We start from the raw sequence: 24,805 nt of genomic DNA, 5'->3' as shown, positions 1-24,805 counted from the left end.
GCGTGGCCGCGCTGCACTCAGGACGCCGGCCCACCCAGGGGGGTCAGGTCCAGCCCCGCGTCCTGGAAAGCACGCAGGGTAGCCTGCAGGCTTGCCTCGTCATCGCGCGTGCGTACGCCCATGATGGCTTCGCTGCAGCGCGCGCGATCCGTGCTGCACGCTTCCCGGTCGGGCAGCAGCAGCGTGGTCTGTGCGACGAGGATCGCCATGTGCGCCACTTCCTTTCTCGGCCTTGGTTGGCCCTGGTAGAACCGGTCGAACTCCGCACGCAGGTCGGCCAGGACCTCGGCATCGCTGCGCGTGCGCGCCACGCCTGCCGGAACCAGGTAGGTCTGGCGGCCATCGTGGAAGGCGCGCACCTCATCCCCCAGCACGGTTTCCAGCACGAAGGCCTGTACCGGGTCCGGGACATGGCCACGCGCAGTGCGCGCAGATGCGGGCAGCATCGCCGCCAGCAGCGGCACGCCGACCAGAAGGACGCGCAGGCAGAAGCCGCGCTTCATTCCTATTCCTTGAACATCAGGAACGCCGCTGCGACGATCAGCCCGAACGCGGCATAGTGGTTCCACTTCAGCGGCTGGCCCAGGTAGAACGCGGAAAACACCGCGAATACCAGCAGCGTGATCACTTCCTGCATGCCCTTCAGCTGCGGCGCCGAGTACACCGCGCTGCCCAGCCGGTTGCCCGGCACCTGCAGGCAGTATTCGAAGAACGCGATGCCCCAGCTGACCAGGATCACCGTCATCAACGGCGCGCTCTTGTACTTCAGGTGCCCGTACCAGGCGAAGGTCATGAAGATGTTGCTGCCAAGCAGCAGCAACACCGGGTACAGGTAGGCAGTGAACGACATGCCGGGCATCCGGGCGATCTCGTGGGAATGGGGCGCGCAGCATACAACCGCGCCCGCCCCGCGATTTCACAACGGTGTCAGGCCTCGCGCAACGCCAGGGCCGGCGGCGTGTGCAGGATGCGCCGCGTGCCCCACCAACCGGCCAGCAGGCTCAAGCCGATGCCGACCACGCCGCCGATCAGCAGGCCCGGCCACGGCGGCAGCAACGGCAGCTCGAACACCTTCTGCGAGACCGCTACGCCGATGGCAGCGGCTGCGCCCACCGCCAGCAGCGCGGCCAGCGCACCCAGCGCACCGAACTCGACCAGCACCGCGCCGCGCAGCTGGCGCCGGGTCGCGCCCAGCGTGCGCAGCACCGCGCTGTCGTAGCGGCGCTCGCCGGCGGTGGCCTGCAGCGCGGCCAGCAGCACCAGCACGCCGGCCAGCAGGCTGAACACCATCACCAGCTGTACCGCCTGTGCCACCCGTTCCATCACATCGCGCACCTGCGAGATCACCGCGTCCACGTCCAGCAGCGACAGGTTCGGCTGCGCGCGGACCAGCTCGCCCAGGCCGGCCGCCTTGCCGGCCGGCAGATGGAACGCCGACAGCAGGTTGTGCGGGGTGTCACCCACCGCATTCGGGTTCAGCAGCACGAAGAAGTTCGGCCGGAAGGTGTTCCAGTCGGCCTTGCGCACACTGGTCACGGTGAACGCGCGTTCCTGCTCGCCCACTGCAATCGTGATGTGGTCGCCAGGATGCACACCGTAGCGCCTGGCCCAGCCGGTTTCGATCGACGCTTCCGCTGCGGTGCTGTCCGCCTTCCAGAACGTGCCCTCGATCAGCGTATTGGCCGGAGGGAAGCTGCTGCGCCAGCTGAAGTTCAACGGCCGGTTCTCGTCGTCGTCTTCGCGTTGGCCCTGCGCCTGCTGGCCATCCTGCTCATCCGTCCTGTCCACGCGCAGCGGCGGCTTGCCGTTGATCGCGATCAGGCGGCCGGTGGCCATCGGTTCGATGCTGGCGTCGTCGGCACCCAATCCGCGCAGCGCGGCCAGCACGCTGTCGCGCTGTTCGGGCTGGATGTTGATCAGGAAGTAATTGGGCGTGTCCGCGGGCAACCGTTCGCGCCACTGCTGCAGCAGGCCGGGTCCGGTCACCGCCAGCAGTAACAGCGCGCACAGCGACAGCGACAGCCCGACAAGCTGCATCACCGCCAGCAGCCGGCGCCGGGTCAGCGCAGCCAGGCCCAGCCGCCAGTGGCCGTGCAGGCGGTGCTGCAGGCCGCGCAGCAGCTGCAGCAGCACGTAGCCGACCACGCCGGCCGCCACCGCCAGCGCGGCCAGGCCGCCCAGCACCCACAGCGCCAGCTTCAGGTCGCCGGTGACCTGTACCGCCAGCAGCAGACTGGCCGCCAACGCCGCCACATAGGCCAGCAGTGAAGCCGGCGGCAGGGCGGCGAAGGAGCGGTTGAGCACCCGCATCGGCGGTACCCCGCGCAGGCGCAGCAGTGGCGGCAGGCCGAAGCCGAACAGCAGCAACAGGCCGATGCCGGCGCCGGTCAGCGCCGGCATCGCTTCCGGCAGCGGCAGGCGCTGCGGTACCAGGCTGCCCAGTACCTGCACCAGGCCTTCCTGCGCGGCCATGCCCAGGCCGATGCCGAGCGCACAGGCCGGCACCGCCAGCATCAGCAGCTGCAGCGCCAGGCCAAGCAGGATGTCGCGCTGGCGCGCGCCAAGGCAGCGCAGGATCGCCACCTGGTCGATGCGGCGCAGCGCGAAGCGGTTGGCCGCCAGCGCCGTGGCCACACCGGCCAGCAGCACCGCCAGCAGCGCGCTCAGGCCGAGGAAGCGCCCGGCCAGGTCGAACGCCTGGCGCACGCCGCGCTGGGTATCGTCCACGCTCAGCAGGCGCAGGCCTTTCACCTGTGGCAGCAGCCATTGCCGAAGCGTGGCGATCTGGTCTGCCGCTCCAGCGAACATCAGCCGGTAGTTGATGCGGCTGCCGGGGCCGAGCAGTCCCGTGCCTTCCACGTCGGCGCGGTTGACCAGCAGGGTGGGGGAGAGCGTTAGCAGGTCGCCACCGGCGTCCGGCTCGGACTCGATGATGCCGGCGATGCGCAGCGTGCCGGCGCCGAATTCGAGGTCGTCGCCGGCCTTCAGCCCCAGCCCCTGCAGCAGGCGCGGGTCGGCATAGGCCTGGCCCTGGGGAGGCATGCCGGCATCGGTGATGAACGCACCGCCGGGCGTGGCCCGTACCCGCAGCGCGCCGCGCAGCGGATAGCCCGCCTGCACGGCCTTGATGCTGGCCATCTGGCTGGCATCGCCGTTGAACAGCACGCTGCCGAAGCTGGCGATACGGGTGTATGCCAGTCCACGCCGGCGTGCCTCGTCGGCGAACGCCTGCGGCGGGTCATCGCGCCCGGCGATGCCGAGGTCGCCACCGAGCATTTCCGCCGCGCTGCCGGTCAACGCCAGGTTGACCCGGTTCACCAGCGTGCCCACCGCGGTCATCACCGCCACGCCCAGCACCAGCGCAGCGAACACGGTCAGCAGGTCGCCGGCCAGCGCTTCGCGGCGCAGCGCGCGCCACGCGTGCCGCAGCAGGTTCATGCCTGTGCCCCATGCTCGACCGGCAGCAGGCGACCGTTGTCGATGCGGTGGATGTACTGGCAGCGCTGGGCCAGCCGCAGGTCGTGGGTGACCAGCACCAGGGTGGTGCCGCTGCCGGCATTGAGTTCAAACAGCAGGTCGCTGATGTGCTGGCCGGTGGCATGGTCCAGCGAGCCGGTCGGCTCGTCGGCGAACAGGATGCGCGGGCGGGTGACGAAGGCACGTGCCAGCGCCACGCGCTGCTGCTCGCCGCCGGACAGCTGGCGCGGGTAGTGGCGGGCCCGATGAGCGAGGCCGACCTGTTCCAGCACCTCATCGACGCGTGCGCGGTCCTCGCGTCCGGCCAGTTCCAGCGGCAGCGCGACATTTTCCGCAGCGGTCAGCGCCGGCAGCAGGTGGAAGCTCTGGAACACGAAGCCGACCTCACGCGCGCGCAGCTGGGCCCGTGCTTCTTCGTCCAGGCGGCCCAGATCCTGGCCGGCCAGTTCGATGCGGCCGCGGCTGGGCAGGTCCAGCCCGGCCAGCAGGCCGAGCAGGGTGGTCTTGCCGGAACCGGAGGCGCCGACGATGGCCACGCTGGTGCCTTCATGGACGGTCAGGGTGATGTTGTCCAGTATGTGGACTTCACCCTCCGGGCCCTGCACGGACTTGCCGACCTGGTCGACGGCGATGGCAACGGACGCGCTGCGGGGGGACAGGCTGTCGATGAGGAGACTCCAATGCGCAAGAAGGGATGGAGCCGGCGAGCCGGCGCGATGATGGTGCTGCTGCTGGGGTTGGTGCTGCTGCCCGGGCTGGCCTGTGCCAAAGGTCCGGCCGGCACCGTGCTGGTACTCGGCGACAGCCTCAGTGCTGCCCACAATATCCCTGCCGACGCCGGCTGGGTCAGCCTGCTGCAGCAGCGGGTCAGCCAGCAGTCGAAAACCCCGGCGCGCATCGTCAACGCCAGCATGAGCGGGGAAACCACCGCTGGCGCACTGACCCGCCTGCCGGGCCTGCTGGCGCGGGAGAAGCCGACCGTGGTGGTGATCGCGCTGGGCGGCAACGATGCGCTGCGCGGGCTGACCCCGGCGCAGGTGCAGGGCAATCTGGAAAAAATGGTGCAGGCCAGCCAGAAGGCCGGTGCCAAGGTGCTGCTGCTGGGCATCGACGTTCCGCCCAACTACGGACCGGCCTACCGCCAGCGCCTGGCAGCGGCCTACAAGGCATTGGCCACGCAGTACAAAGTGCCGCTGCTGCCGTTCCTGCTGGAAGGCGTGGCCCTGCAGCCGGGCATGATGCAGGCCGATGGCCTGCACCCCACGGCGCAGGCGCAGCCGAAGGTGCTGGACAACGTCTGGCCACTGCTCAGGCCGCTGCTCTGAACGGTTTTGATTTCCTCTTGACGGAACTTCACATCACGTCCACCGTCGATCCGGCATGTTTCACAAAGCTGAAGTTAGAGGGAATCACATGCGTCAGACGAAGGAGACTTCCGGCTTGGTGCTGGTGGTCGAAGACAACCGCAATATCTCCGAGATGATCGGGGAGTACCTGGAAGGTCGCGGCTTCGAAGTCGACTATGCACAGGACGGCCTGGATGGCTACCGCCTCGCGGCGGAGAACAGCTATGACGTCGTGGTGCTCGACCTCATGTTGCCGCGCCTGGATGGCATCGAAGTATGCCGTCGCCTGCGCAACGATGCGCGCAAGTCCACACCGGTGCTGATGCTCACGGCACGCGACACCCTGGACGACAAGCTCACCGGCCTGGGTTTCGGTGCCGATGACTACCTGACCAAGCCGTTCGCGATCCAGGAGCTGGAAGCCCGCCTGCGCGCGCTGATCCGTCGCGAACGCCGCCAGGTCGGTTCGGAAGTGCTGAAGGTCGCCGACCTGGTGCTCGATCCGGTCAGCATGCGTGCCACCCGTGCCGGCACCGAGCTGCAGCTGTCGCCGATCGGCCTGCGCCTGCTGACCATCCTGATGCGCGAATCGCCGCGCGTGGTCACCCGCCAGGAGATCGAACGCGAGATCTGGGGCAACGGCCTGCCGGATTCGGACACCCTGCGCAGTCATCTGTACAACCTGCGCAAGATCATCGACAAGCCGTTCGACCGTCCGCTGCTGCACACCGTGCAGAGCGCCGGCTACCGCATTGCCGATATCGCCCAGCCGATGGCCTGATCGGGGCCCGTGCCGGTGCAGCTGCAGGCGCGGCCGGGCAACCGCCATGCACAGGGCAGGGGATGACCGGCCGGCGTTGCCGCCGGTCATCGCCCGTGCACGACTACGGCGCAGTGCGCTGCCTATAATCGCAGCGCTCTGACCGGGACCCCGCAATGCCGCACGGCCTGCCGCGCAAGATCCGTATCGCCTTCATCCTGCAGGCAGTTCTGGCCAGCCTGGGCATCCTGCTCGGTGCCTGGCTGGTCTCGCTGGTGATCAAGCACAGCCTGGTCGGCGCGGCCCTGCGCGAGGAAGCGGCGTACTACTGGACACTGCACGAGGCGTCGCCGGTGCAGCCCCCCCCCAACACCCAGAACATCCGCGGCTACCTGCTGGAAAATGGGCAGTCGGCACTGTCATTGCCTGCCAACCTGCGCACCCTGGAGCCCGGCTTCCACGAGCTGCCCAAGGACGACCAGCTGGTGCTGGTCGATGTGCGCCCCGCCGGTCGCCTGTACCTGGTGTTCCTGCGTTCGCGCGCGGAGATGCTGGCGTTCTGGTTCGGCATCGTGCCGGTGCTGCTGACCCTGCTGGCGGTGTATGGCGCCAGTTGGGTCACCTACCGTGCCTCCAAGCGCCTGGTGTCGCCGGTGAACTGGCTGGCGCGGCGCGTCTCGCGCTGGGACCCGGGCCATCCCGAGGCCGCCGATCTGGAGCCGAACAAGCTGCCGGCGGACATGCAGGGCGAGACCCGGCAGCTGGCGGCCGCACTGCATTCGCTGGCCAACCGGGTCAGCGCGCACGTGGCCCGCGAGCGCAACTTCACCCGTGATGCCAGCCATGAGCTGCGCACGCCGTTGACCGTCATCCGCGTGGCCAGTGACATGGCCCTGGGCGATGAAACCCTGCAACCACGCCTGCGCCGCAGCCTGCAGCGCATCCAGCGTGCCGGCCGTGACATGGAAGCGGTGATCGATGCGTTCCTGATCCTGGCCCGCGAGGCCGACGTCGAACCGCAGATCGAGCTGTTCGACGTCAACGACATCGTCCGCTACGAGGTGGACAATGCCAACGAGCTGCTGGGCAACCGGCCGGTATCGGTGCATCTGCACAGCGAAGGCCCGGTGCAGCTGCACGCACCGCCGCGGGTGCTGCAGGTGGTGGTCAGCAACCTGGTGCGCAACGCCTGCAGTTACACCGACGAAGGGCGTATCGACGTGCAGGTGCTCGATGACCGGGTGGTGGTGCGCGATACCGGCATCGGCATGTCCGCCGAGGCGCTGTCGCGCGCGTTTGAACCGTTCTACCGCGCCGAGCCGAGTCGCCCGCAGGGCACCGGGCTGGGCCTGTCGATCGTGCGCCGGCTGTGCGACCGTTTCGGCTGGAAGGTCAGCCTGGCCAGCGAGCCGGGGCAGGGGACCGAAGCCACAGTGATCTTCCGCTGACGCGGCACCTGCTGCCCGGTAGATGCCGACCTTGGTCGGCGCTTTCAACAGGATTCACGCCGGTGCCCCGTGCCAACCAAGGTTGGCAACTACCGGAGCGCGTGCGCGATGCACGCCGATGCCCCATGCCAACCAAGGTTGGCAACTACCGGAACACGTGCACTATCGGGGTAGATGCCGACCTTGGTCGGCGCACGCCTTCCTCAGTTGCAGTTGACCTTCGGTGCCAGCGCCCTGGTCCAGATCGCGTAGCCGGCCGGGGTCATGTGCAGCATGTCCTCGCGGAACAGCGTCGCGTCCGGCTGGCCATCGGCGCCGAGCATCGGCGTGTGGACGTCGGTGAAGCCGGTGTTGGGCAGCTTGGCCAGCGCGGCCTTGATCAGCGTATTGGCTTCGTTGATCGCCGGCAGCAGGTGCGCGCGCGACGGGCTCGGCTTGATCGACAGGTACTCCACCCTGGTCTTCGGCAGGTCGCGGTGCACGCGCTGCACGAAGGCGACCACATCATCGCGCACCTGCACGGCGCTGCGACCGCTGTTGAGGTCGTTGTCACCGGCGTAGAAGAACACCTTGCACGGCGCATAGGGCACCACGATGCGGTCGGCATACCAGGTGCTGTCGCGCACTTCCGAACCACCGAAGCCGCGGTTGAAGACCGGCTGGCCGGGGAAGTCCGCCGCCAGGCTCTCCCACATGCGGATCGAGGAACTGCCGATGAACTCGATGCCACCGCGCGGCGGCGGGTTGGACTGGTCGGCGCTGGCGAAGCGGGCCATGTCGCCGGCCCAGGCCACGTTGGAAACCTGTCCGGGCACCTGCGGCGGCTTGGCCGGGCCCAGGGCCTGGGCAAGCGGTGCGGCAGTCAGCAGGCCCAGCATCAGCAGGCAGTTACGGCGACGGGACATCAGGCGCTCCAGCAGGCAAGGGGGCATCCATCATAGGAGCACGGCCCGGCCCGGTGCTTGCCCCTGGCAGGCCGTTCAGCGGGCCGGCGCGGGGTGCGGTTGGCGGCCTTGTGGCAAAATGGCGGCCATCTGCCTATTCCTGTGCACCCATGATTCCCTGCCGTGCGTCTGAGCGGTCGCTGCGCCGCGCCCCTGTTGCTGGATGTTCCACCTGTGGCTGATCAGTTCGGACACATGCCCCGCGGCCCGCGCCGCATCTTCCAGGCCGCCCGCTGGTCCTGGCAGGGCCTGCGCGCTGCCTGGCTGCACGAGTCCTCGTTCCGGCTGGAGGTATACCTGCTGGTGATGCTGACGCCGGTCGCGATCTGGCTGGGCCAGACCCCGGTCGAACGCGCGCTGCTGATCGGCTCGATGCTGCTGGTGCTGGCGATGGAGCTGGCCAACTCCGCTATTGAAGCGGTGATCGAACGCTACGGCAGCGAGATCCATGAGCTGGCCGGCCGCGCCAAGGACATGGGCTCGGCGGCGGTGTTCGTGCTGATGATGAACGTGCTGCTGTGCTGGGCGCTGGTCGTTGTTCCGCACGCGCTGGCCGGCAGCTACGGCTGATACCCCATTCCCCCACTGCCTTGAAGAGTTTCCATGTCCTTTGAGTTCCTCGCCGACCCCAATGCCTGGGTGACCCTGTTCACGCTCAGCGCGCTGGAAATCGTGCTCGGCATCGACAACCTGGTATTCATTTCCATCGCGGTCAGCAAGCTGCCGGAAGAGCGTCGCCCGTTCGCACGCAAGCTCGGCATCGCGGTGGCCTGCATCACCCGCATCGGCCTGCTGGTGTCGCTGGCCTACCTGGCGCACATGGCGGCCAACCTGTTCACCGTGGCCGGCATGGGCATTTCCATCCGCGACCTGGTGCTGATCGTCGGTGGCCTGTTCCTGATCATCAAGGGCTGCATGGAGATCAAGGAACTGATCAGCGGTGGCGAGGACGAAGACCCCAGCACCACCAAGGCTTCGGCCGTGTTCGGCTACGTGATCGCCCAGATCGCGGTGATCGACATCGTGTTCTCGCTGGACTCGGTGATCACTGCCGTCGGCATCGCCGACCACATCCCGGTGATGGTTGCCGCCATCCTGCTGTCGGTGCTGGTGATGCTGCTGGCCGCCAACCCGCTGGGCCGCTTCATCGATGCCAACCCGACCGTGAAGATGCTGGCCCTGGCCTTCATCCTGATGATTGGTGCGGTGCTGATCCTGGACGGCCTGGACGTGCACGTGCCCAAGCCCTACATCTACGCCGCAATGGGCTTCTCGGTGCTGGTGGAGTGGCTGAACCTGCTGATGCGCCGCCGCGCCCGCGATCACAACGTGCCGGGCGCCGGCAACTGGTAAGCCGATCACAGGCAAGCGCGTCACCCAGAACCCCCGGCATGCCGGGGGTTCTGTGTTGTGGAGCAGGCGTCGGCCTTGAGGGCCTTGTAGAGCCGAGCTCATGCCCGGCGGTTTCCTGCCGGTCAGCCGGGCCTCGGCCCGGTCCGGCAACGGCAGTGCGGCTTTTGCACCTGCAGCGGCGTTCCGGCCTTTACTTGTGAATCAGGGTCAACAGTGTTTTCCCGGGGCGAGGCTTAATCCGCCACCGCAAAGCGCGCAGGCTACGCACTCCCGATTCCCGCCCCCAGGAAACCCCCATGAATTCCAGAGCCGCCTTGCTGGCGCTTGCCGTCGGCGCTTTCGCCATCGGAACCACCGAATTTGCCCCGATGGGCCTGCTGCCGGTCATCGCCGACGGCGTGGGGGTTGGCATCCCCACCGCCGGCATGCTGATCACCGCCTATGCCGTGGGCGTGATGCTGGGTGCGCCGGTGATGACCCTGCTGATGGGCCGTTTCGGCAAGCGCACCGCGCTGATGCTGCTGATGTCGATCTTCGTGGTCGGCAATCTGTTGTCCGCGCTGGCACCCAACTACGGGCTGCTGCTGCTGTCGCGGCTGGTCACCAGCCTCAACCACGGCGCCTTCTTCGGCATCGGTGCCGTGGTCGCCGCCAGCCTGGTGCCGAAGGAAAAGCAGGCTGCTGCCGTGGCCACCATGTTCATGGGCCTGACCATCGCCAACATCGGCGGCGTGCCGCTGGCGACCTGGGTGGGCCAGCAGCTGGGTTGGCGCCTCTCTTTCGCCGGTACCGCGGTGCTGGGCCTGATCGCGATCACCGCGCTGGGCTTCGCGCTGCCGGCGTCCGCGCCGGGGCCGCGCCCGGACGTGCGCCGCGAACTGAAGGCGATCCTGCAACCGCAGGTGCTGCTGGCGATGGCTACCACGGTGCTCGGTGCCGGCGCGATGTTCACCCTCTATACCTACGTCGCACCGGTGCTGACTGAACTGACCGGTGCCTCCAACGCCTTCATCGCGATGTCGCTGGCGCTGATCGGCATCGGCTTCACCCTCGGCAACGGCATCGGTGGGCGTATGGCCGACTGGTCGCTGGATGGCGCCACCCGCATCCTGCTGGCTGTCCTGGCGGTGCTGATGTTCGTGCTGCCGCTGGCCTTCATGAGCCATGCCACCGCGGCGCTCGGTGTACTGCTGTTCGGCGCGGCGACCTTCGCCCTGGTGCCGCCGCTGCAGATCCGGGTGATGCAGGTGGCCAGCGAGGCGCCGGGCCTGGCGTCGTCGATCAATGTGGGTGCATTCAACCTGGGCAATGCGGTGGGTGCAGCGCTGGGCGGGGCGGTGATCAGTTCGGGCCTGGGCTACGCCGCGATTCCGGTGGCCGGTGGCCTGCTGGCGGCGTCGGGCCTGCTGCTGGCATGGCTGGGGCGTGCCCGTGCGCCGGTGGCTGAAGCCTGCTGAGAGGGGAGGGGTTCCGGCAGGGCTTGCAGCCCTGCACCCGCAGAGGCCACTGCAACAGCAACAGCGGGCATTCCGTGGGATGGCGGGGCGGGTCAGTTTGCGGGGGACGCCGCAAGTACGTCCGTGTAGGCTCGGTCGCGCCATCCATGGCGCTCACGCCCCCGCAAACTGACCCACCCCGCCTTCGACAGTTTCCCGCGGTCTGTCAGAACGTCGTCCCGCTCTGGTAGGTGTCGACCTTGGTCGACACGAATGCCTGAAGAATGGGCTGACGTATTCACGGCGGCCCCCAGCCAACCCACCCTCCCGGCCGCCCAGGCTGGCTGGTTGGACCACACCACGGAGGGGGCAGCGCCCGATGGCCGACACTTTCCACACGCTCATTAACACCGGCCATGGCATGCTCGGCGCCAAGCCCACCCGGAACCTCCGCCATGCGCCTGTTCACCCGTGTCCTGCCCCTGATGCTGCTGGCCTCCCTGCTGTCAGGCTGTGGCTACAACGCCATCCAGCAGAAGGATGAAGCGGTCAAGGCCAGCTGGTCGGAGGTCATCAACCAGTACAAGCGCCGCGCCGACCTGGTGCCCAATCTGGTGCAGACCGTGAAGGGCTTCGCCAGCCAGGAAGAGCGCGTGCTGACCGAAGTGACCAACGCCCGTTCGCGGGTTGGCCAGATCAACGTCAACGCCGATGACGAAGCCTCGCTCAAGCAGTTCCAGCAGGCCCAGGGCGAACTGGGCAGTGCGCTGTCGCGGCTGCTGGTGGTCAGCGAGAACTATCCGCAGCTGAAGTCCGACCAGAACTTCCGCGACCTGCAGGCCCAGCTGGAAGGCACCGAGAACCGCGTCACCGTCGCCCGCGGCCGCTACATCCAGCAGGTGCAGGACTACAACACCTTCATCCGCTCGTTCCCGCAGGTGATCACCGCCAAGCTCTTCGGCTACAAGACCAAGCCGAACTTCACCGTCGACAACGAAGCGCAGATCTCCAACGCGCCGGCGGTCGATTTCGGCAACGCGCCGCCGCAGCAGCCGGCACCGCAGCCGGGCCACTGATCCATGCGCCTGGCCACTGCGCTGCTGGCCCTGCTGCTGTGGCTGCCGCTGGCGTCGCACGCGCAGCAGTTGGCGCCGATTCCTGCGCTGGATTCGCCGGTGGTCGATACCACCGGCACGCTGGATGCCACGCAGAAGCAGGCGCTGGTGCAGCAGGCCGTCGAGCTGCAGCAGCGCAAGGGCAGCCAGCTGCAGGTGCTGGTGGTGCCCACAACCCAGCCGGAGGACATCGCGCCGTACACCACGCGGGTCTTCGACCAATGGCAGATCGGCCGCAAGGGCGTGGATGACGGCGTGCTGCTGGTGGTGGCCAAGGACGACCGGCGCGTGCGCATTGAACCGGGCTACGGTCTTGAAGGCGCCATCCCCGATGCCATCGCCAACCGGGTCATCCAGGAATACCTGGTCCCGCGTTTCCGCAGCGGCGACTACGCCGGCGGCATCACCGATGCCACGGCGGTGCTGGTCAAGCTGATCGACGGCGAAACGCTGCCGGCACCGGTCAGCGGCCACCGCGGGCGGGAGCCTGGTGGTGGCGGTGACAGCTGGTTCCTGGCGTTGTTCATCGGTGTGTTCGCCGGCAGCATCCTGCGCGGCGTGTTCTCGCGCGTGCCGCGGCCGCTGCGTGGCCTGCTTGGCGGCGCCGGTGCCGCGCTGGCGGCGTTCCTGTTCACCTCAACACTGCTGGCCAGTGGCCTGGCCGGCATCGTGGGCCTGATCGTGGCGATGCTCTCCGGTCATCCGGGCCGCTTTGCCGGCGGTGGTGGCTGGGGCGGCGGCAGCTGGGGCGGGGGAGGCGGCTTTGGCGGCGGTGGTGGCTTCGGCGGTGGTGGCGGCTGGGGCGGCGGCGGTGGCCGTTCCGGTGGCGGTGGCGCTTCGGGGGGCTGGTGATGATCCAACGTCTATGTCGGCATGTGTTTTCGCCGTCGGTACGGCGCGCGTTCCCGCCGGCCACGCTGCAGGCGATCACCGAGGCGATCGCCACCGGTGAGCAGCGCCATGGCGGCCAGGTGATGTTCGCGGTCGAGGCTGACCTGCCGCTGGCTGCGCTGTGGCACAAGGTCACCCCGCGCCAGGCCGCCGAGCATGCCTTCGCCCGCCTGCGCACCTGGGATACCACCCATAACAACGGCGTACTGATCTATCTGCTGCTGGCCGACCACGCCATCGAGATCGTTGCCGACCGTGGCCTGCGTGGCCGGGTCAGCCCGGCGCAGTGGCAGCGGGTCTGCACCCACCTGCGCGAGGGGCTGCGCGGTGCGAACCCGGTCGAGGCACTGCGCGGCGCCATCGAAGAGGTCTCGACCCTGGTGGAGGGGCACTTTCCGGCCTCGATGCGGTCAGACGATGACGGCCTGCCCAACACGCCCCAGCTCCTTGGTTGAGCCGGGGCGGCACTGGCCCGAGAATAGGCGTTCAACCGCAAGGCACCTTCCATGATCTATTTCCACGACATCGACCCCATCGCCCTCTCGCTGGGGCCGATCAAGGTGCATTGGTACGGCATCATGTACCTGCTCGGCTTCACTGCGGCCTGGCTGCTGGGCCGCAGGCGCATCGCCGACGGGCGCCTGCCGGGCGTCGATGCCAACGGCTTCTCCGACCTGCTGTTCTACGCCATGCTCGGCGTGGTGCTGGGCGGGCGCATCGGCTACATGCTGTTCTACGCGCTGGGCGATTTCCTGCACAACCCGCTGCTGCTGTTCAAGGTGTGGGACGGCGGCATGAGCTTCCACGGTGGCCTGCTGGGCGTGATCGCCGCCTGCTGGTGGTGGTCGCGCAAGCACAAGCTGCATTTCTTCGACACCATGGATTTCATGGCGCCATTGGTGCCGCTGGGCCTGGGTTTCGGCCGAATCGGCAACTTCATCGGTGCCGAGCTGTGGGGCAAGTACACCGACGGTACCTGGGGCGTGGTGTTCCCGTCCGGTCTGCCGGCGCCGCTGAACCAGCTCGACCACGCGACGCTGCAGGCGCAGTTCGCCACGGGCGCGCTGAACCAGTTCGCCCGCCATCCCTCGCAGCTGTATGAAGCGTTCCTGGAAGGCCTGGTGATGTTCGTGGTGCTGTGGACGGTGTCGGCCAAGCCGCGTCATCGCTATCTGGTCGGTGGCCTGTTCGCGCTGATGTACGGCCTGTTCCGCTTTGCCGTCGAGTTCGTGCGCATGCCCGACAATGGCGTCTACGTGGCCTTCGACTGGCTGACCCGCGGCCAGATCCTCAGCCTGCCGCTGATCGCCTTCGGCCTGGTGCTGCTGGTGATGTCCCGTCGTGCACCGGTGCTGCAGCCGCAGTTGCCGGTGGCCGCCGAGGGCAAGGCATGAAGCCCTACCTGGACCTGCTGTCGCATGTGCTCGAACACGGAGCCGAGAAGAGCGACCGTACCGGCACCGGCACCCGCAGCGTGTTCGGCTGGCAGATGCGCTTCAACCTGGCCGACGGCTTCCCGCTGGTCACCACCAAGAAGCTGCACCTGCGCTCGATCATCCATGAGCTGCTGTGGTTCCTGAAGGGCGATACCAACATCGGCTACCTGAAAGACAACCAGGTGCGGATCTGGGACGAGTGGGCCGACGAGAACGGCGACCTCGGCCCGGTCTACGGCAAGCAGTGGCGCAGCTGGGCCACTGCCGACGGCCGCGAGATCGACCAGATGCAGTGGCTGGTGGACGAGATCAAGCGCAACCCCGATTCGCGCCGGCTGGTGGTCAGCGCCTGGAACGTGGGCGAGCTTTCGCAGATGGCGCTGATGCCGTGCCACAACCTGTTCCAGTTCTACGTGGTGGACGGCAAGCTCAGCTGCCAGCTGTACCAGCGCAGCGGCGACATCTTCCTCGGCGTGCCGTTCAACATCGCCAGCTACGCGTTGCTGACCCACATGGTGGCGCAGGCCACCGGCCTGGGCGTGGGCGACTTCGTGCATACGCTGGGTGACGCGCATCTGTACTCAAACCACTTCGAGCAGGCGCGCGAACAGCTGTCGCGCGCGCCGCGTGCGCTGCCGAAGCTGTGGTTGAACCCGGAGGTGACCGACCTGTTCGGCTTCCAGTTCGACGATATCCGCATCGATGGATATGATCCGCACCCGGCCATCAAGGCGCCGGTAGCGGTGTGAGATCTCTCAAGGACGAATTCATGGCAACACGCTTTTCCGCTTTTTCGACGCTGCTGATGCTGGCTTCCGCCAGTGGCCTCGCCCACGCCGGCACGGTCCAGGGACCGGCGGGTAGCCTTGAGCTTCCCGACGGGATTGAAACATCGGTGGCGCCGGCCAACCGGGAACATCCCAACCTGAAGGTGAGTGCGGTTGTCACGTTGCTTCCGGCAGCGCCGGAGACCCGCGGACCGATTTCGCTGACCATGACCTGCGCGCCGGTGTTCGGTGCGCTGGGCTCGGCGAAGGGCATGGAACGGTTGGCGGCGGTAACCAACCAGATGGACAAGTCGCTGAAGCCCGAAAAGGCCGGCGAGTGGATCACGCTGGATTCCCTGCCGGCCTATCGCTTCGAGGCTGTGCGCGGGGATGCTACGCGGCTGACGCAGTGGCTGGTCCTGGGCTCGACGTCGTTTGCCTGGGTCAAGTTTGATCGGCCGCAGGACACGCCGATCGACCCGCAGGTGCTGGATGCTGTCGCTGGCATGAAGATCCTGTGCGGCGCTGACGCTACGGCCGCTGCAGCCCGGGAAGGATGATGCTGAAGCTCTCGATGATCGTGGCGCTGGACCGCAACCGTGGCATCGGCCAGGGCAATGCCATGCCCTGGCACCTGCCGGACGACTTCAAGCATTTCAAGGCGCTGACGCTGGGCAAGCCGATCCTGATGGGGCGCAAGACCGCCGAATCGATCGGCCGCGTGCTGCCGGGGCGGACCAACCTGGTACTGACCCGCAGCGGCCAGGTGCCGTTCGAGGGCATGCGTGCGGTGGCGTCGCTGGACGAGGCGAAGACGATTGCCGAAGCCGAAGGGGCCAGCGAGCTGTGCATCATCGGCGGCGGCGAGATCTTCCGGCAGCTGCTCGACCAGGCCAGTGACCTGTACCTGACCTGGGTGGATGCCGAAGTCCCCGCCGATACCCATTTCCCCGAGCTGGACGCGCAGGACTGGCAGGAAGCCAGCAGCGAGCCGCACCCGGCCGACGCGCGCCATGCCTACGCGTTCCGCTTCGTGCATTACACGCGCCGCTGAGGGCGGTTTGCTGTAGAGCCGAGCCATGCTCGGCTACAGAACCGGCGGTTGTAACGTTGACGGCATCCGGTAATGCCCGATGATCGCGTGCTGGAACAGCAGGTTCTCTTCGCGCGTGCCACGCGCGATGTTGTGCAGCACCAGCGGTGTGCCATTGGCCAGGCGCCGGTCAGAGACGATGCCCACATGCAGCAGGCCGTTGCCGTTGAGCTTCCAGGCAACGATGTCGCCGGCCGCGTAGCCGGTGGCGAGGGCCGAGATCGGTTGCTGCCAGCCCTGCCGTTCGAACCAGCGCATCAGGTTCGGTACGCGGCGATGATCGATGTTGCGATCCGGCCGAGACAGGCCCCAGATCGCGGGATAGGCGCTGAAGTTGCCGCGCATGTCTTCATGCACGCGCGCCTGCAGGTCAATGCCCTGGCTGCGCAGTGCGCGCACCACCACGTCGGTGCACACGCCGCGATCGAGCGGGACGTCGCCGCCGGGATAGGCCAGGACCCGGTAGGCCGGATCGTAACGGGTGGTGACGCCGATCTGCGCGCGCGCTGCGGCCACCAGTGGCGGCGAAGGCGTTTGTGGGGATGCCGACGCGTGAGCGGCGTCGGCGGCAGCGTCGGGAGCCTGGGACGGACCGGGCTGGCAGCCGCTGGCGCTGGCCAGCGCCAGCAGCAGCACCGTCCATGGTGCCCAGCCGCGTCGCGTCATGCCTGTGGCGGCGTGCTGTTGTTGCTGCCGCCTGTGCCGCCAGCACCGCCGCCTCGACGACGACGTCGGCGCGGGCCCCGGTTACCCGGGTTGGCAGCAGCGGCGTTGCCGGCGCCCTGTTCCTTGCCCTGTGCCGCAGCGGCGGGGCGCTCGTGTGCCGGTCGCGCCGGTGGGCGGGCGTTGGGCACCGGTGCCGGTACATCGCGGCCCGGCACCTGCACCACGCGCAGTTCGTCGGTATCGAGCTGGATCGCGGTCAGCTTGCCGCCCCACACCGCGCCGGTGTCGATGGCGTGCACGCCCTGGGTGATGGTCAGGCCCAGCGCCGACCAGTGGCCGCAGACGACCTTGAGGTCGCGCTCGACCCGGCCCGGCACTTCGAACCAGGGATACAGCCCCTGTTCCTGCGTGCCCGGCGTGCCCTTGTCCTCGATGCCGATGCGCCCACGCGGGGTGCAGTAGCGCATGCGGGTGAGCACGTTGATGATCGCGCGCGAACGGTCGTAGCCGGACAGGTTCGGGGCCCAGCTCGGCTTGTCGCCATACATGTTGCGGAACAGCTTGCGGTAGCCGGCGCCGTGCAGCTGCACCTCGACCTCGGCGGCGTGCTTTTCGGCCATCTGCGTGGTCCACTTCGGCGCCAGGCCGGCGTGCACCATCATCCAGCCCAGCTCGCGGTCCACGTGCACCAGCTTCTGCAGCCGCAGCCAGTCCAGCAGTTCGTCGCGGTCCTCGGCCTGCACGATGCGCAGCAGGTCCGGGTTGACCTTGCGCTGTTCCTCTTCGGTGCGTGCACCGACGGCCAGCAGCGAAAGATCATGGTTGCCCAGCACCACCACGCTGTGCTCGCGCAGCGAATGCACCAGCCGCAGCGTTTCCAGCGACTGGCCGCCGCGGTTGACCAGGTCGCCGCAGAACCACAGGGTGTCCTGCGCCGGGTCGAAGCGGATCTTCTCCAGCAATCGCTGGGTGACGTCATAGCAGCCCTGCAGGTCGCCGATCGCCCACACACTCATCGTTCGGCCTCCGTGTCAGTGCAGGGTACGCGGGACGGCCAGCACGAACGGTGCGACCGGCGCGGCAAATTCGGTGCCATCGTCGGCGACCATGTCGTAGTGCCCCTGCATGGTCCCGTGATCGGTCCCCAGCATGACACCGGACGTGTAACGGAAGTCTTCACCGGGGCGCAGCCGCGGCTGCTCGCCGATCACTCCGTCGCCATCGACATGCTCGACACGGCCATTGGCATCGGTGATGCGCCAGTGGCGTGCGACCAGGCGTGCAGCGACCCGCCCCTGGTTGTGGATGCGGATCGTGTAGGCGAACGCAAAGCGACCGTCTTCCGGCGCGGATTGATCGTCGAGGAAGCGCGGCGCGACTTCGACGGAAATGGCGTATACGTCAGCGTCTTCCATACCGGCAGTGTAATCAGGAGGCATTGGCCAAGGCGATGAATTCGGCCACGTCCAGCTGTTCGGCGCGGGCATCGGGACGCACGCCGGCGGCGATGAACTGCTCGGCGGACACCACGTTGTTCAGGGCATTGCGCAGGGTCTTGCGGCGCTGCCCGAAGGCGGCCTTGACCACGTCGGCGAAGCGCCTGTGGTCGTTGATGTTGATCGTGGCCGGGTCACGCGGCACCAGCCGCACCACGGCCGAATCCACCTTCGGCGGCGGCCGGAACGCGCCCGGCGGCACCACGAACAGCGAGGTCACCTGGCAGTAAGCCTGCAGCATCACGCTGAGGCGGCCATAGACCTTGCTGCCGGGGCCGGCCGCCATGCGGTCGACCACTTCCTTCTGCAGCATGAAGTGCATGTCGCGGATGACCGCAGCATGCTCCAGTGCATGGAACAGGATCGGCGAGGAGATGTTGTAGGGCAGGTTGCCGACCAGGCGGATCGGCTGGCCGTCGGCCAGCTCGGTGAAGTCCACGCGCAGCACGTCGCGATGGACGATGGTCAGCTCGCCCAGCGGCTCGGCGGCGGCGGTCAGCGGTGCGATCAGGTCGCGGTCGAACTCGATCACCGTCAGCTTCGGGTGCACGCGCAGCAGCGGCAGGGTGATGGCGCCCTGGCCCGGGCCGATCTCGACCAGGCGGTCGCCGTCTTTCGGATTGACCGCCATCACGATCTTGTCGATGTAGTGGCGGTCGGCCAGGAAATGCTGGCCAAGCTGCTTCTTGGCCGGGGCGGTGAACACCGGGCCGGAGGGGGAATGCGGGGAATTCATGCGCTCAGTGTACGTTGCCGCGCAAGCTGCGCACACAGCGCCGTTGCTGCCTGCAGGCTGGAGGGATCGGCGATGCCGCGGCCGGCAAGGTCCAGCGCGGTGCCATGGTCCACCGCCACGCGCGGGTAGGGCAGGCCCAGGGTCAGGTTTACGGCCTGCTCGAAGCCGGAATACTTCAGTACCGGCAAGCCCTGGTCGTGGTACATCGCCAGTACGGTGTCGAAGCCGGCCAGCTTGGCTGGCAGGAAGGCGGTGTCGGCCGGCAGCGGCCCGACCAGGTCCATGCCCTCCGCGCGCAGGCGCTGCAGCAGCGGGATGACCAGGTCCAGTTCCTCGCGGCCCAGGTGGCCCTCTTCGCCGGCGTGCGGGTTCAGGCCGAGCACGGCGATGCGCGGCGCGGGCAGGCCGAAATCGCGGCGCAGTGCCGCATGCACGGTGCGCAGCGTGTGCTCCAGGCCGGGTGCGGTGATGGCATCGGCCACCTCGCGCAGCGGCAGGTGGGTGGTGGCCAGGGCCACGCGCACGATGTGGTTGGCCAGCATCATCACCACCTTCACTCCGGCCTGGTCGGCCAGCAGTTCAGTGGTGCCGCTGTAGGCAATGCCGCCTTCGTTGATGACCGCCTTGTGCACCGGGCCGGTCACCACGCCGTGCAGTTCGCCGGACAGGCAGGCCTGGCCGGCGCCGAGCAGGGCGCCGATGACCGCGCCGGCATTGGCTGGATCCGCCTGGCCGAAGCGGCTGGGCGCAGCATTGCGGACGTCGCGCAGGCGCAGATCGCCGGGAACGCGTGCTTCGGCGTCCTCGGGCAGCAGTTGCAGGGGCAGGTTCAGCGCGGCCGCGGCCGCGCACAGGGTGTCCGGGTCGGCAAAAGCCAGCAGCCGGCAATCTTCACGCGGCTGCTGGACGAGGCGGACACACAGTTCCGGGCCGATCCCGGCGGGCTCGCCCGGTACCAGAGCGAGCTCGGGGCGCATCGGTCAGGACTGCGGTGGGGTGGCGGTGTTTTCCGCGCGGTCGCCACTGCGGAAGCTGACGTAGGCTTCGCCACGCAGTTCCTGCAGGAAGCGGTTGTACTCGTCTTCCAGCTTGCGGCGGCCGATGGTCTCGCGGACCTGGGCACGCTGGTTGTCGGTGGTCACGTCGGTCTGGCGGGTCGCCACGCGCTGCACGATGTGCCAGCCGGCGTCGGTGCGGAACGGCTGGCTGACGCCGCCGTCCTGCAGACCTTCCACCTGCTGGCCGAAGGCCGGACCGAACGCGTCGGCCGGGAACCAGCCCAGATCACCGCCCTGGCCCTTGCTGTTGTTGTCCTCGGAGGACTCCTTGGCAACGGTCTGGAACTCGGCGCCACCGGCAATGCGGGCACGCAGGGTATCGATCTTGGCCTTGGCGGCGGCGTCGGTCTGGTGGTCGTCCACGCGCACCAGGATGTGGCGGCCGTGGAACTCGGTGACCGTGTGCTCGCCGGTGGCGGCGGCGGAGCTGGAGTCACGCACTTCCACCAGCTTCAGCAGCTGGAAGCCACTCGGGCCGCGGATCGGGCCAACCACTTCGCCGGGCTTCATCTTTTCCATCAGCTGGGCGAACGCGGTGGGGATTTCATCCAGGCTGCGCCAGCCCAGGTCGCCGCCTTCCAGTGCGTTCGGGCTGTCCGAATAGCGCACGGCCGCAGCGTTGAAGTCCAGCTCGCCCTTGTCCAGCAGGGTCTTCACGCCATCGGCCTTCTTCTGGCCGGTGGCGATCTGGTCGGCGTTGGCGCCGTCGGGCAGGGCGATCAGGATGTGCGCCAGATGGTACTGGTTGCCCACCGTGGCCTGCTGCTTCAGCGCGGCGTCGACTTCACCCTCGCTGACGCTGATGCGGCTCTGCGCGAAGCTCTGGCGCAGGCGTTGCACGGTGATCTCGTCACGCACCGAGGCACGGAAATCGTTGAAGTCGATACCGTCATGGGCCAGGCGCTGGCGCAGGGCGTCCAGGTTTGAACCATTCTGCTGGGCGATGGAATTCATCGCCTGGTTCAGTTCCTGGTCGCTGACACGGATGCCGCTGCCCTGGGCGCGAGCCACCTGCAGCTTGACCAGCACCAGGCGTTCAAGCACCTGGCGGCTGAGCACATCTTCCGGCGGCAGCTGGTTTTCGCGGCCGGCGTACTGCGCCTTGATGTTGGCGATCGCACGCTGGAGCTCGCTCTGCAGGATCACGTCCTCATCGACGACGGCGGCGATGCGGTCAAGCGGCTGCGCCTCCTGGGCAAGCACCTGCAGGGGGGCGGACACGCTGGAAACCGCAAGCAGCGAGGCAAGAAGAACGGGGAAGCGCTTGGTCATGGGATCAGATTCGGATCGTAGTCATCCCGGGTCGCCCCGGTGTTGCTCGGCGGCACGAGATAGAGGTCGTCGCGGTTGTAGCCGAGGATAGCACGGCGCAGGGTACGGTCCGTGTCCTGGCCGAGGGAGCTCAGGCCCTTGAGTACGAACTCGAGCTGGATGGCGTTGTTCATCTCGCCTTCGCGGTTGCGGACGTAGCGGCGGCCCACCACGCGCACGGCCAGGCAGCAGCTGTCCCACTGGACGCCGGCGATGATTTCCAGCGGCTCCTTGTCCTGCAGCGAGTAGTAGTAGCGGCCGACCAGGCTCCAGCGCGCATTCAGCGGATACAGGAACGACAGGTCGGCCTGCTCCAGCAGGGTCCGGTCATGCTTGTTGGCCGTGGCCGGGGCACCGGAGTTGATGCGGTAACGATAGCTGAGGTTGATCACGCCATCGTTGGGCATCAGGTAGCGGGCACGGACGCTGGCCAGATCCTCGCGCTTGTACTTCGGGTCCCACTGGTAGGTGGCGCCCAGGGTCCAGCGGTCGTTGATCATGTAGTTGCCGTCGGCGATCCACGCCGACTTGCCCTTTTCCACCGGCGCGCCGCCCGGGGTGACGGTCACCCGCGACTCGTCGAAGTACTGGATCTGGCCGATGGAGGCCGAGAACCGTTCCTTGCCGGTGGTCTGGTCGATGAAGCGGGTGCTCAACGCCATGGTCAGCTGGTTGGCGTCGTTCTGGCGATCGGCGCCGGTATAGCGGGAGTCGCGGAACAGCTGGCCCCAGCTGAAGGTGAAGTCGCGGGTGTCGAAGATCGGCAGCTCGTCCTGGTCGCGGTAGGGCGTGCGCAGGTAGAACAGGCGCGGCTCCAGGGTCTGCAGGAAGGACTTGCCGCCGATGCGGGTCTCGCGATCGAAGAACAGGCCGGCGTCGATGCTGCCGATCGGCAGGCTGCGGCTGGGCGATTTATTGCCGCGCAGCTGCTCCGGCGTCGCCGTGGCCGGGTCGATGCCCTGCGATACCAGCACGCTGCGGCGGACGCTGTCGGCCAGGCCCTGGTCCAGGTCGTAGCCGGTGTAGCGGTAGGCCAGGGTCGGGGTGATGTACCAGGCCGCGCCGCTGATCGGCAATGACACGTATGGCTTCACGTCCAGGCGCGAGCCGCCGTACATGCGCAGGGTCTGGCCATTGCGCGTGTACTGCAGGTCCGGGCCGGCGCTGGCGTCGTACTTGTAGTTGATGTCGTCGTGGGTGAAGCGCACGGCTTCGGCGTAGATGCCGGTTTCCAGCCACGGCAGGACCGGTTTGTCCCAGTTGAAGTACAGGCGCGGCTGGCGGTTGTACGGCAGCGCGCTTTCATTGAGCGTGTAGTCGGTCAGCTGCCAGCGGTCGGCCATGATGCCGGCCGTCCAGTTCTTGCCGGTGCCGTACAGGCCCACGGTGCTCTGCAGGTTCGAGGCGGTCACACCGACCAGGCGGTTGGCGAAGTCTTCGACGTAGCGCTCGTCGCTGACCCAGGCCAGATTGGCGCGGGCCTGCCAGTGGCTGTCCACATTGTGGTAACCGCTGAACATCACCCGGCCGCGGTCGCGGTCGCGCAGCTTGTCGTTGGGGATGTAAGCGGTCAGCAGCTCGCCACGGCCACCGTTGTAGAGATAGCGGAACTCGTTGTCGAGCATCAGGCCGCGCCGGCTCATGTAGCGCGGCATCAGCGTGTCGTCGTAGTTCGGTGCCAGGTTCAGGTAGATCGGCTGGGTGTAGTCGAAGCCGTTGCGCCCGGACATGCCCAGCTGCGGGAACAGCAGGCCGGTCTTGCGCCGGTCATCGATCGGGAACTTGAAGTACGGTGCCCACAGTACCGGCACCTTGCCGATGCGCAGCACGGCGTTGCGGGCGGTGCCGAAGCCTTCGTCGTTGTCCACCTCGATCTGCGGTGCCGACAGCTTCCACACCGGCTGCGACGGGTCGCAGGTGGTGTAGGTGGAGCGGTGCATCTGGCCGACCGCGCCCTGCAGGTCGACCGACTCGGCATCGCCGTTGCCGCGGCGCGACACCAGCTGGTACTGGATGTCGGTGATCTTGTGGGTGTCGCTTTCCTGGTTGCCCTCGGCGCGCTTGGCGACCATGCGGATCGAGGAATCCTGGTAGCGGACATTGCCGTCGGCGATGTAGTTGCCGGTCTCGGTATCGAAGCTGAGCTTGTCGGTGCCGACGAACTGGTCGCCCCGGCGCAGGGCCACGTTGCCTTCGTACTGCGGCACGGTGGTGGTGCCCAGCAGCTGGTCACCCTCGATGTCGGTCGGCTGCTGCTCGCGCGCGGCGCTGGCGGCGGCCTTGTCCTGCCCCGGGACCGGGGTAGGGGCATCGGTGAACGCGGGAATCACGTCGGTAGCCGGGCACAGGCCCCAGTTGAGCGGCTTTTCATCGGCCATTGCCGGCAGGCAGATGGCGATGCTCAGAGGCAGGGGAAGCAGGCGGAGGGCTCGGCGCACGCGGTTCGGATTCGGGCGAAAACGGACGGTAGCTTGCCCCATCCCTTGCATAGGGGCAATGAAGGGCGTCGGATCCTGCCGGTTCGGGTTCATCCGGAGATGCTGTCCCGAGGGGGCGGCATCAGGGCCCGGACATGGGCCACGCTGCACTCGGCAAGGGCCTGCAGGTCATAGCCGCCTTCCAGCATCGAGACCACCCGGCCGGCCGCATGGCGGCGCGCCAGCGCATGCAGTTCACCGGTGATCCAGGCGAAATCGTCGGTTTCCAGCATCAGGTCGGCCTGCGGGTCGCGCAGGTGGGCATCGAAGCCGGCCGAGATCAGCAGCAGCTGCGGGCGGAAGTCGTCGATGGCCGGCAGCATCTCGTCGGCCCATACATTGCGGAAGCGGAACCCGCCACTGCCGGGGGGCAGCAGGATGTTCATCAGGTTGCCCGCACCGCGGTCGCGGCGCAGGCCCGAATTGGGGAACAGGCCGGCCTGGTGGGTGCTGTAGTAGGAGACCCGGGCGTCGTGCTGGAAGATGTCCTGGGTGCCGTTGCCATGGTGGACATCGAAATCGACCACCGCGATCCGCTCCAGCCCATGGCGGTCGCGGGCATAGGCTGCGGCAATGGCGATGTTGTTGAGCAGGCAGAAGCCCATCGCGGTGCTGCTGGTGGCATGGTGGCCCGGTGGCCGCACCGCGCAGAACGCCAGCGGGTCCTCGCCCAGCATCACTGCATCGACAGCGGCCACACCGGCACCGGCTGCATGCACGGCGGCACTGGCCGAGCCCGGCGAGGTCCAGGTGTCCATGTCCAGCTGGCGCAGCGGCGCGGTCTGCGGCTGCAGCACGAAGTCGAGCAGGGCGCTGTCGTGGACCCGGGTCAGTTCCCCGAACTTGGCCGGCGGCGCCTCGCGCCAGTCCAGCTGGCCGGGGAAGGCGGCGTGCAGGGCGTCCAGTACGTACTGCAGGCGCTGCGGGCACTCTGGATGGCCCGGGCCGGGGTCATGCAGCAGGCAGGACGGATGGGTGAAGACCAGCATCGTGCC

General features: G+C 67.9%; 26 protein-coding genes. 13 read left to right on the top strand and 13 right to left on the bottom strand.

Going from position 1 to position 24,805, the window contains the following annotated elements:
• Positions 1-17 precede the first annotated feature (17 nt).
• The 4 genes from B9Y64_RS04325 to B9Y64_RS04310 all read right to left on the bottom strand — a co-directional run bounded on the left by B9Y64_RS04325 (position 18) and on the right by B9Y64_RS04310 (position 4,082).
• Positions 18-503 carry a hypothetical protein gene (locus tag B9Y64_RS04325; protein WP_100439613.1) on the bottom strand — a complete coding sequence of 162 codons (486 nt, stop codon included), beginning with the start codon at positions 501-503 and terminating at the stop codon, positions 18-20.
• Between the two features lie 2 nt (positions 504-505).
• Entirely contained in the window at positions 506-859 is a 354-nt protein-coding gene (locus B9Y64_RS04320) for a DMT family protein (protein WP_100439612.1), read from the bottom strand.
• 68 nt (positions 860-927) lie between these two features.
• The gene (locus tag B9Y64_RS04315) at positions 928-3,438 is read right to left on the bottom strand and encodes an ABC transporter permease (protein WP_100439611.1); all 2,511 of its coding nucleotides are present in this window, start codon (positions 3,436-3,438) and stop codon (positions 928-930) included.
• Positions 3,435-4,082 (bottom strand): ABC transporter ATP-binding protein, encoded by a 648-nt coding sequence (locus B9Y64_RS04310; RefSeq protein ID WP_100439610.1) that lies wholly within the window; start codon positions 4,080-4,082, stop codon positions 3,435-3,437. Before B9Y64_RS04310 ends, B9Y64_RS04315 begins: the two co-directional genes overlap by 4 nt.
• A gap of 75 nt (positions 4,083-4,157) precedes the next feature.
• Here B9Y64_RS04310 and B9Y64_RS04305 point away from each other — a divergent pair, with 75 nt between their 5' ends.
• The 3 genes from B9Y64_RS04305 (at position 4,158) to B9Y64_RS04295 (ending at position 7,031) form a co-directional block, all read left to right on the top strand.
• On the top strand, positions 4,158-4,802 hold the full coding sequence (locus B9Y64_RS04305; RefSeq protein ID WP_100439609.1) for an arylesterase: 645 nt from the start codon (positions 4,158-4,160) through the stop codon (positions 4,800-4,802).
• An 88-nt stretch (positions 4,803-4,890) separates the two neighbouring features.
• Positions 4,891-5,604, top strand: a complete 714-nt coding sequence (locus B9Y64_RS04300; RefSeq protein ID WP_002811889.1) for a response regulator transcription factor — start codon at positions 4,891-4,893, stop codon at positions 5,602-5,604.
• A gap of 155 nt (positions 5,605-5,759) precedes the next feature.
• Positions 5,760-7,031: a sensor histidine kinase gene (locus B9Y64_RS04295; protein ID WP_100439608.1), complete on the top strand. Its 1,272-nt coding sequence runs from the start codon at positions 5,760-5,762 to the stop codon at positions 7,029-7,031.
• 203 nt (positions 7,032-7,234) lie between these two features.
• Here B9Y64_RS04295 and B9Y64_RS04290 read toward each other — a convergent pair whose 3' ends face one another.
• On the bottom strand, positions 7,235-7,936 hold the full coding sequence (locus B9Y64_RS04290) for an SGNH/GDSL hydrolase family protein (RefSeq protein ID WP_100439607.1): 702 nt from the start codon (positions 7,934-7,936) through the stop codon (positions 7,235-7,237).
• 213 nt (positions 7,937-8,149) lie between these two features.
• Here B9Y64_RS04290 and B9Y64_RS04285 point away from each other — a divergent pair, with 213 nt between their 5' ends.
• From B9Y64_RS04285 to B9Y64_RS04240, 10 genes are all read left to right on the top strand, one after another.
• Positions 8,150-8,545, top strand: coding sequence for a diacylglycerol kinase (locus tag B9Y64_RS04285; protein WP_014036025.1), 396 nt, complete (start codon positions 8,150-8,152; stop codon positions 8,543-8,545).
• A gap of 33 nt (positions 8,546-8,578) precedes the next feature.
• Positions 8,579-9,328, top strand: coding sequence for a TerC family protein (locus B9Y64_RS04280; protein WP_100439606.1), 750 nt, complete (start codon positions 8,579-8,581; stop codon positions 9,326-9,328).
• A 296-nt stretch (positions 9,329-9,624) separates the two neighbouring features.
• On the top strand, positions 9,625-10,785 hold the full coding sequence (locus B9Y64_RS04275) for an MFS transporter (protein WP_100439605.1): 1,161 nt from the start codon (positions 9,625-9,627) through the stop codon (positions 10,783-10,785).
• Between the two features lie 434 nt (positions 10,786-11,219).
• Positions 11,220-11,840 (top strand): LemA family protein, encoded by a 621-nt coding sequence (locus B9Y64_RS04270; protein WP_100439604.1) that lies wholly within the window; start codon positions 11,220-11,222, stop codon positions 11,838-11,840.
• A 3-nt stretch (positions 11,841-11,843) separates the two neighbouring features.
• A complete protein-coding gene (locus B9Y64_RS04265; protein WP_100439603.1) occupies positions 11,844-12,731 on the top strand; it encodes a TPM domain-containing protein in 888 nt (295 codons plus the stop codon).
• On the top strand, positions 12,731-13,225 hold the full coding sequence (locus tag B9Y64_RS04260; RefSeq protein WP_100439602.1) for a TPM domain-containing protein: 495 nt from the start codon (positions 12,731-12,733) through the stop codon (positions 13,223-13,225). Before B9Y64_RS04265 ends, B9Y64_RS04260 begins: the two co-directional genes overlap by 1 nt.
• A 51-nt stretch (positions 13,226-13,276) precedes the next feature.
• Complete coding sequence (gene lgt / locus B9Y64_RS04255) at positions 13,277-14,164, top strand: prolipoprotein diacylglyceryl transferase (RefSeq protein WP_100439601.1); 888 nt, start codon at positions 13,277-13,279, stop codon at positions 14,162-14,164.
• Complete coding sequence (locus B9Y64_RS04250; RefSeq protein ID WP_100439600.1) at positions 14,161-14,955, top strand: thymidylate synthase; 795 nt, start codon at positions 14,161-14,163, stop codon at positions 14,953-14,955. The genes lgt and B9Y64_RS04250 overlap by 4 nt, the downstream gene beginning before the upstream one ends.
• A gap of 20 nt (positions 14,956-14,975) precedes the next feature.
• A complete protein-coding gene (locus tag B9Y64_RS04245; protein WP_157804480.1) occupies positions 14,976-15,533 on the top strand; it encodes a hypothetical protein in 558 nt (185 codons plus the stop codon).
• A gap of 2 nt (positions 15,534-15,535) precedes the next feature.
• Positions 15,536-16,027, top strand: a complete 492-nt coding sequence (locus tag B9Y64_RS04240; protein WP_100439896.1) for a dihydrofolate reductase — start codon at positions 15,536-15,538, stop codon at positions 16,025-16,027.
• 33 nt (positions 16,028-16,060) lie between these two features.
• Here the strand turns inward: B9Y64_RS04240 and B9Y64_RS04235 are convergent, their stop codons facing one another.
• The 8 genes from B9Y64_RS04235 to B9Y64_RS04200 all read right to left on the bottom strand — a co-directional run bounded on the left by B9Y64_RS04235 (position 16,061) and on the right by B9Y64_RS04200 (position 24,799).
• Complete coding sequence (locus tag B9Y64_RS04235) at positions 16,061-16,732, bottom strand: DUF1287 domain-containing protein (RefSeq protein WP_100439598.1); 672 nt, start codon at positions 16,730-16,732, stop codon at positions 16,061-16,063.
• The gene (locus B9Y64_RS04230; protein WP_100439597.1) at positions 16,729-17,748 is read right to left on the bottom strand and encodes a symmetrical bis(5'-nucleosyl)-tetraphosphatase; all 1,020 of its coding nucleotides are present in this window, start codon (positions 17,746-17,748) and stop codon (positions 16,729-16,731) included. Before B9Y64_RS04230 ends, B9Y64_RS04235 begins: the two co-directional genes overlap by 4 nt.
• 15 nt (positions 17,749-17,763) lie before the next feature.
• Complete coding sequence (gene apaG / locus B9Y64_RS04225) at positions 17,764-18,147, bottom strand: Co2+/Mg2+ efflux protein ApaG (protein WP_008268668.1); 384 nt, start codon at positions 18,145-18,147, stop codon at positions 17,764-17,766.
• Positions 18,148-18,160: 13 nt separating this feature from the next.
• Entirely contained in the window at positions 18,161-18,964 is an 804-nt protein-coding gene (gene rsmA / locus B9Y64_RS04220; protein WP_100439596.1) for a 16S rRNA (adenine(1518)-N(6)/adenine(1519)-N(6))-dimethyltransferase RsmA, read from the bottom strand.
• Complete coding sequence (gene pdxA / locus B9Y64_RS04215) at positions 18,961-19,941, bottom strand: 4-hydroxythreonine-4-phosphate dehydrogenase PdxA (protein ID WP_100439595.1); 981 nt, start codon at positions 19,939-19,941, stop codon at positions 18,961-18,963. The genes rsmA and pdxA overlap by 4 nt, the downstream gene beginning before the upstream one ends.
• Before the next feature lie 3 nt (positions 19,942-19,944).
• Positions 19,945-21,294, bottom strand: coding sequence for a peptidylprolyl isomerase (locus B9Y64_RS04210; protein ID WP_100439594.1), 1,350 nt, complete (start codon positions 21,292-21,294; stop codon positions 19,945-19,947).
• Complete coding sequence (gene lptD, locus B9Y64_RS04205) at positions 21,291-23,771, bottom strand: LPS-assembly protein LptD (RefSeq protein WP_202909038.1); 2,481 nt, start codon at positions 23,769-23,771, stop codon at positions 21,291-21,293. Before lptD ends, B9Y64_RS04210 begins: the two co-directional genes overlap by 4 nt.
• A gap of 89 nt (positions 23,772-23,860) precedes the next feature.
• The gene (locus B9Y64_RS04200; RefSeq protein ID WP_100439592.1) at positions 23,861-24,799 is read right to left on the bottom strand and encodes a histone deacetylase family protein; all 939 of its coding nucleotides are present in this window, start codon (positions 24,797-24,799) and stop codon (positions 23,861-23,863) included.
• Between the last annotated feature and the right edge of the window lie 6 nt (positions 24,800-24,805).

Source organism: Stenotrophomonas maltophilia, from assembly GCF_002799245.1.
GTDB lineage: Bacteria > Pseudomonadota > Gammaproteobacteria > Xanthomonadales > Xanthomonadaceae > Stenotrophomonas > Stenotrophomonas maltophilia_S.
The sequence above is the reverse complement of the archived record's forward strand: the minus strand, read 5'-3'. Positions and strand labels throughout refer to the sequence as shown.

Coding starts and splice junctions, on each gene's coding strand:
- B9Y64_RS04325 (WP_100439613.1), bottom strand. CDS start 503: ATGAAGCGCGGCTTCTGCCTGCGCGTCCTTCTGGTCGGCGTGCCGCTG.
- B9Y64_RS04320 (WP_100439612.1), bottom strand. CDS start 859: ATGCCCGGCATGTCGTTCACTGCCTACCTGTACCCGGTGTTGCTGCTG.
- B9Y64_RS04315 (WP_100439611.1), bottom strand. CDS start 3,438: ATGAACCTGCTGCGGCACGCGTGGCGCGCGCTGCGCCGCGAAGCGCTG.
- B9Y64_RS04305 (WP_100439609.1), top strand. CDS start 4,158: ATGCGCAAGAAGGGATGGAGCCGGCGAGCCGGCGCGATGATGGTGCTG.
- B9Y64_RS04300 (WP_002811889.1), top strand. CDS start 4,891: ATGCGTCAGACGAAGGAGACTTCCGGCTTGGTGCTGGTGGTCGAAGAC.
- B9Y64_RS04295 (WP_100439608.1), top strand. CDS start 5,760: ATGCCGCACGGCCTGCCGCGCAAGATCCGTATCGCCTTCATCCTGCAG.
- B9Y64_RS04290 (WP_100439607.1), bottom strand. CDS start 7,936: ATGTCCCGTCGCCGTAACTGCCTGCTGATGCTGGGCCTGCTGACTGCC.
- B9Y64_RS04280 (WP_100439606.1), top strand. CDS start 8,579: ATGTCCTTTGAGTTCCTCGCCGACCCCAATGCCTGGGTGACCCTGTTC.
- B9Y64_RS04275 (WP_100439605.1), top strand. CDS start 9,625: ATGAATTCCAGAGCCGCCTTGCTGGCGCTTGCCGTCGGCGCTTTCGCC.
- B9Y64_RS04270 (WP_100439604.1), top strand. CDS start 11,220: ATGCGCCTGTTCACCCGTGTCCTGCCCCTGATGCTGCTGGCCTCCCTG.
- B9Y64_RS04265 (WP_100439603.1), top strand. CDS start 11,844: ATGCGCCTGGCCACTGCGCTGCTGGCCCTGCTGCTGTGGCTGCCGCTG.
- B9Y64_RS04260 (WP_100439602.1), top strand. CDS start 12,731: ATGATCCAACGTCTATGTCGGCATGTGTTTTCGCCGTCGGTACGGCGC.
- lgt (WP_100439601.1), top strand. CDS start 13,277: ATGATCTATTTCCACGACATCGACCCCATCGCCCTCTCGCTGGGGCCG.
- B9Y64_RS04250 (WP_100439600.1), top strand. CDS start 14,161: ATGAAGCCCTACCTGGACCTGCTGTCGCATGTGCTCGAACACGGAGCC.
- B9Y64_RS04245 (WP_157804480.1), top strand. CDS start 14,976: ATGGCAACACGCTTTTCCGCTTTTTCGACGCTGCTGATGCTGGCTTCC.
- B9Y64_RS04235 (WP_100439598.1), bottom strand. CDS start 16,732: ATGACGCGACGCGGCTGGGCACCATGGACGGTGCTGCTGCTGGCGCTG.
- B9Y64_RS04230 (WP_100439597.1), bottom strand. CDS start 17,748: ATGAGTGTGTGGGCGATCGGCGACCTGCAGGGCTGCTATGACGTCACC.
- apaG (WP_008268668.1), bottom strand. CDS start 18,147: ATGGAAGACGCTGACGTATACGCCATTTCCGTCGAAGTCGCGCCGCGC.
- rsmA (WP_100439596.1), bottom strand. CDS start 18,964: ATGAATTCCCCGCATTCCCCCTCCGGCCCGGTGTTCACCGCCCCGGCC.
- pdxA (WP_100439595.1), bottom strand. CDS start 19,941: ATGCGCCCCGAGCTCGCTCTGGTACCGGGCGAGCCCGCCGGGATCGGC.
- B9Y64_RS04210 (WP_100439594.1), bottom strand. CDS start 21,294: ATGACCAAGCGCTTCCCCGTTCTTCTTGCCTCGCTGCTTGCGGTTTCC.
- B9Y64_RS04200 (WP_100439592.1), bottom strand. CDS start 24,799: ATGCTGGTCTTCACCCATCCGTCCTGCCTGCTGCATGACCCCGGCCCG.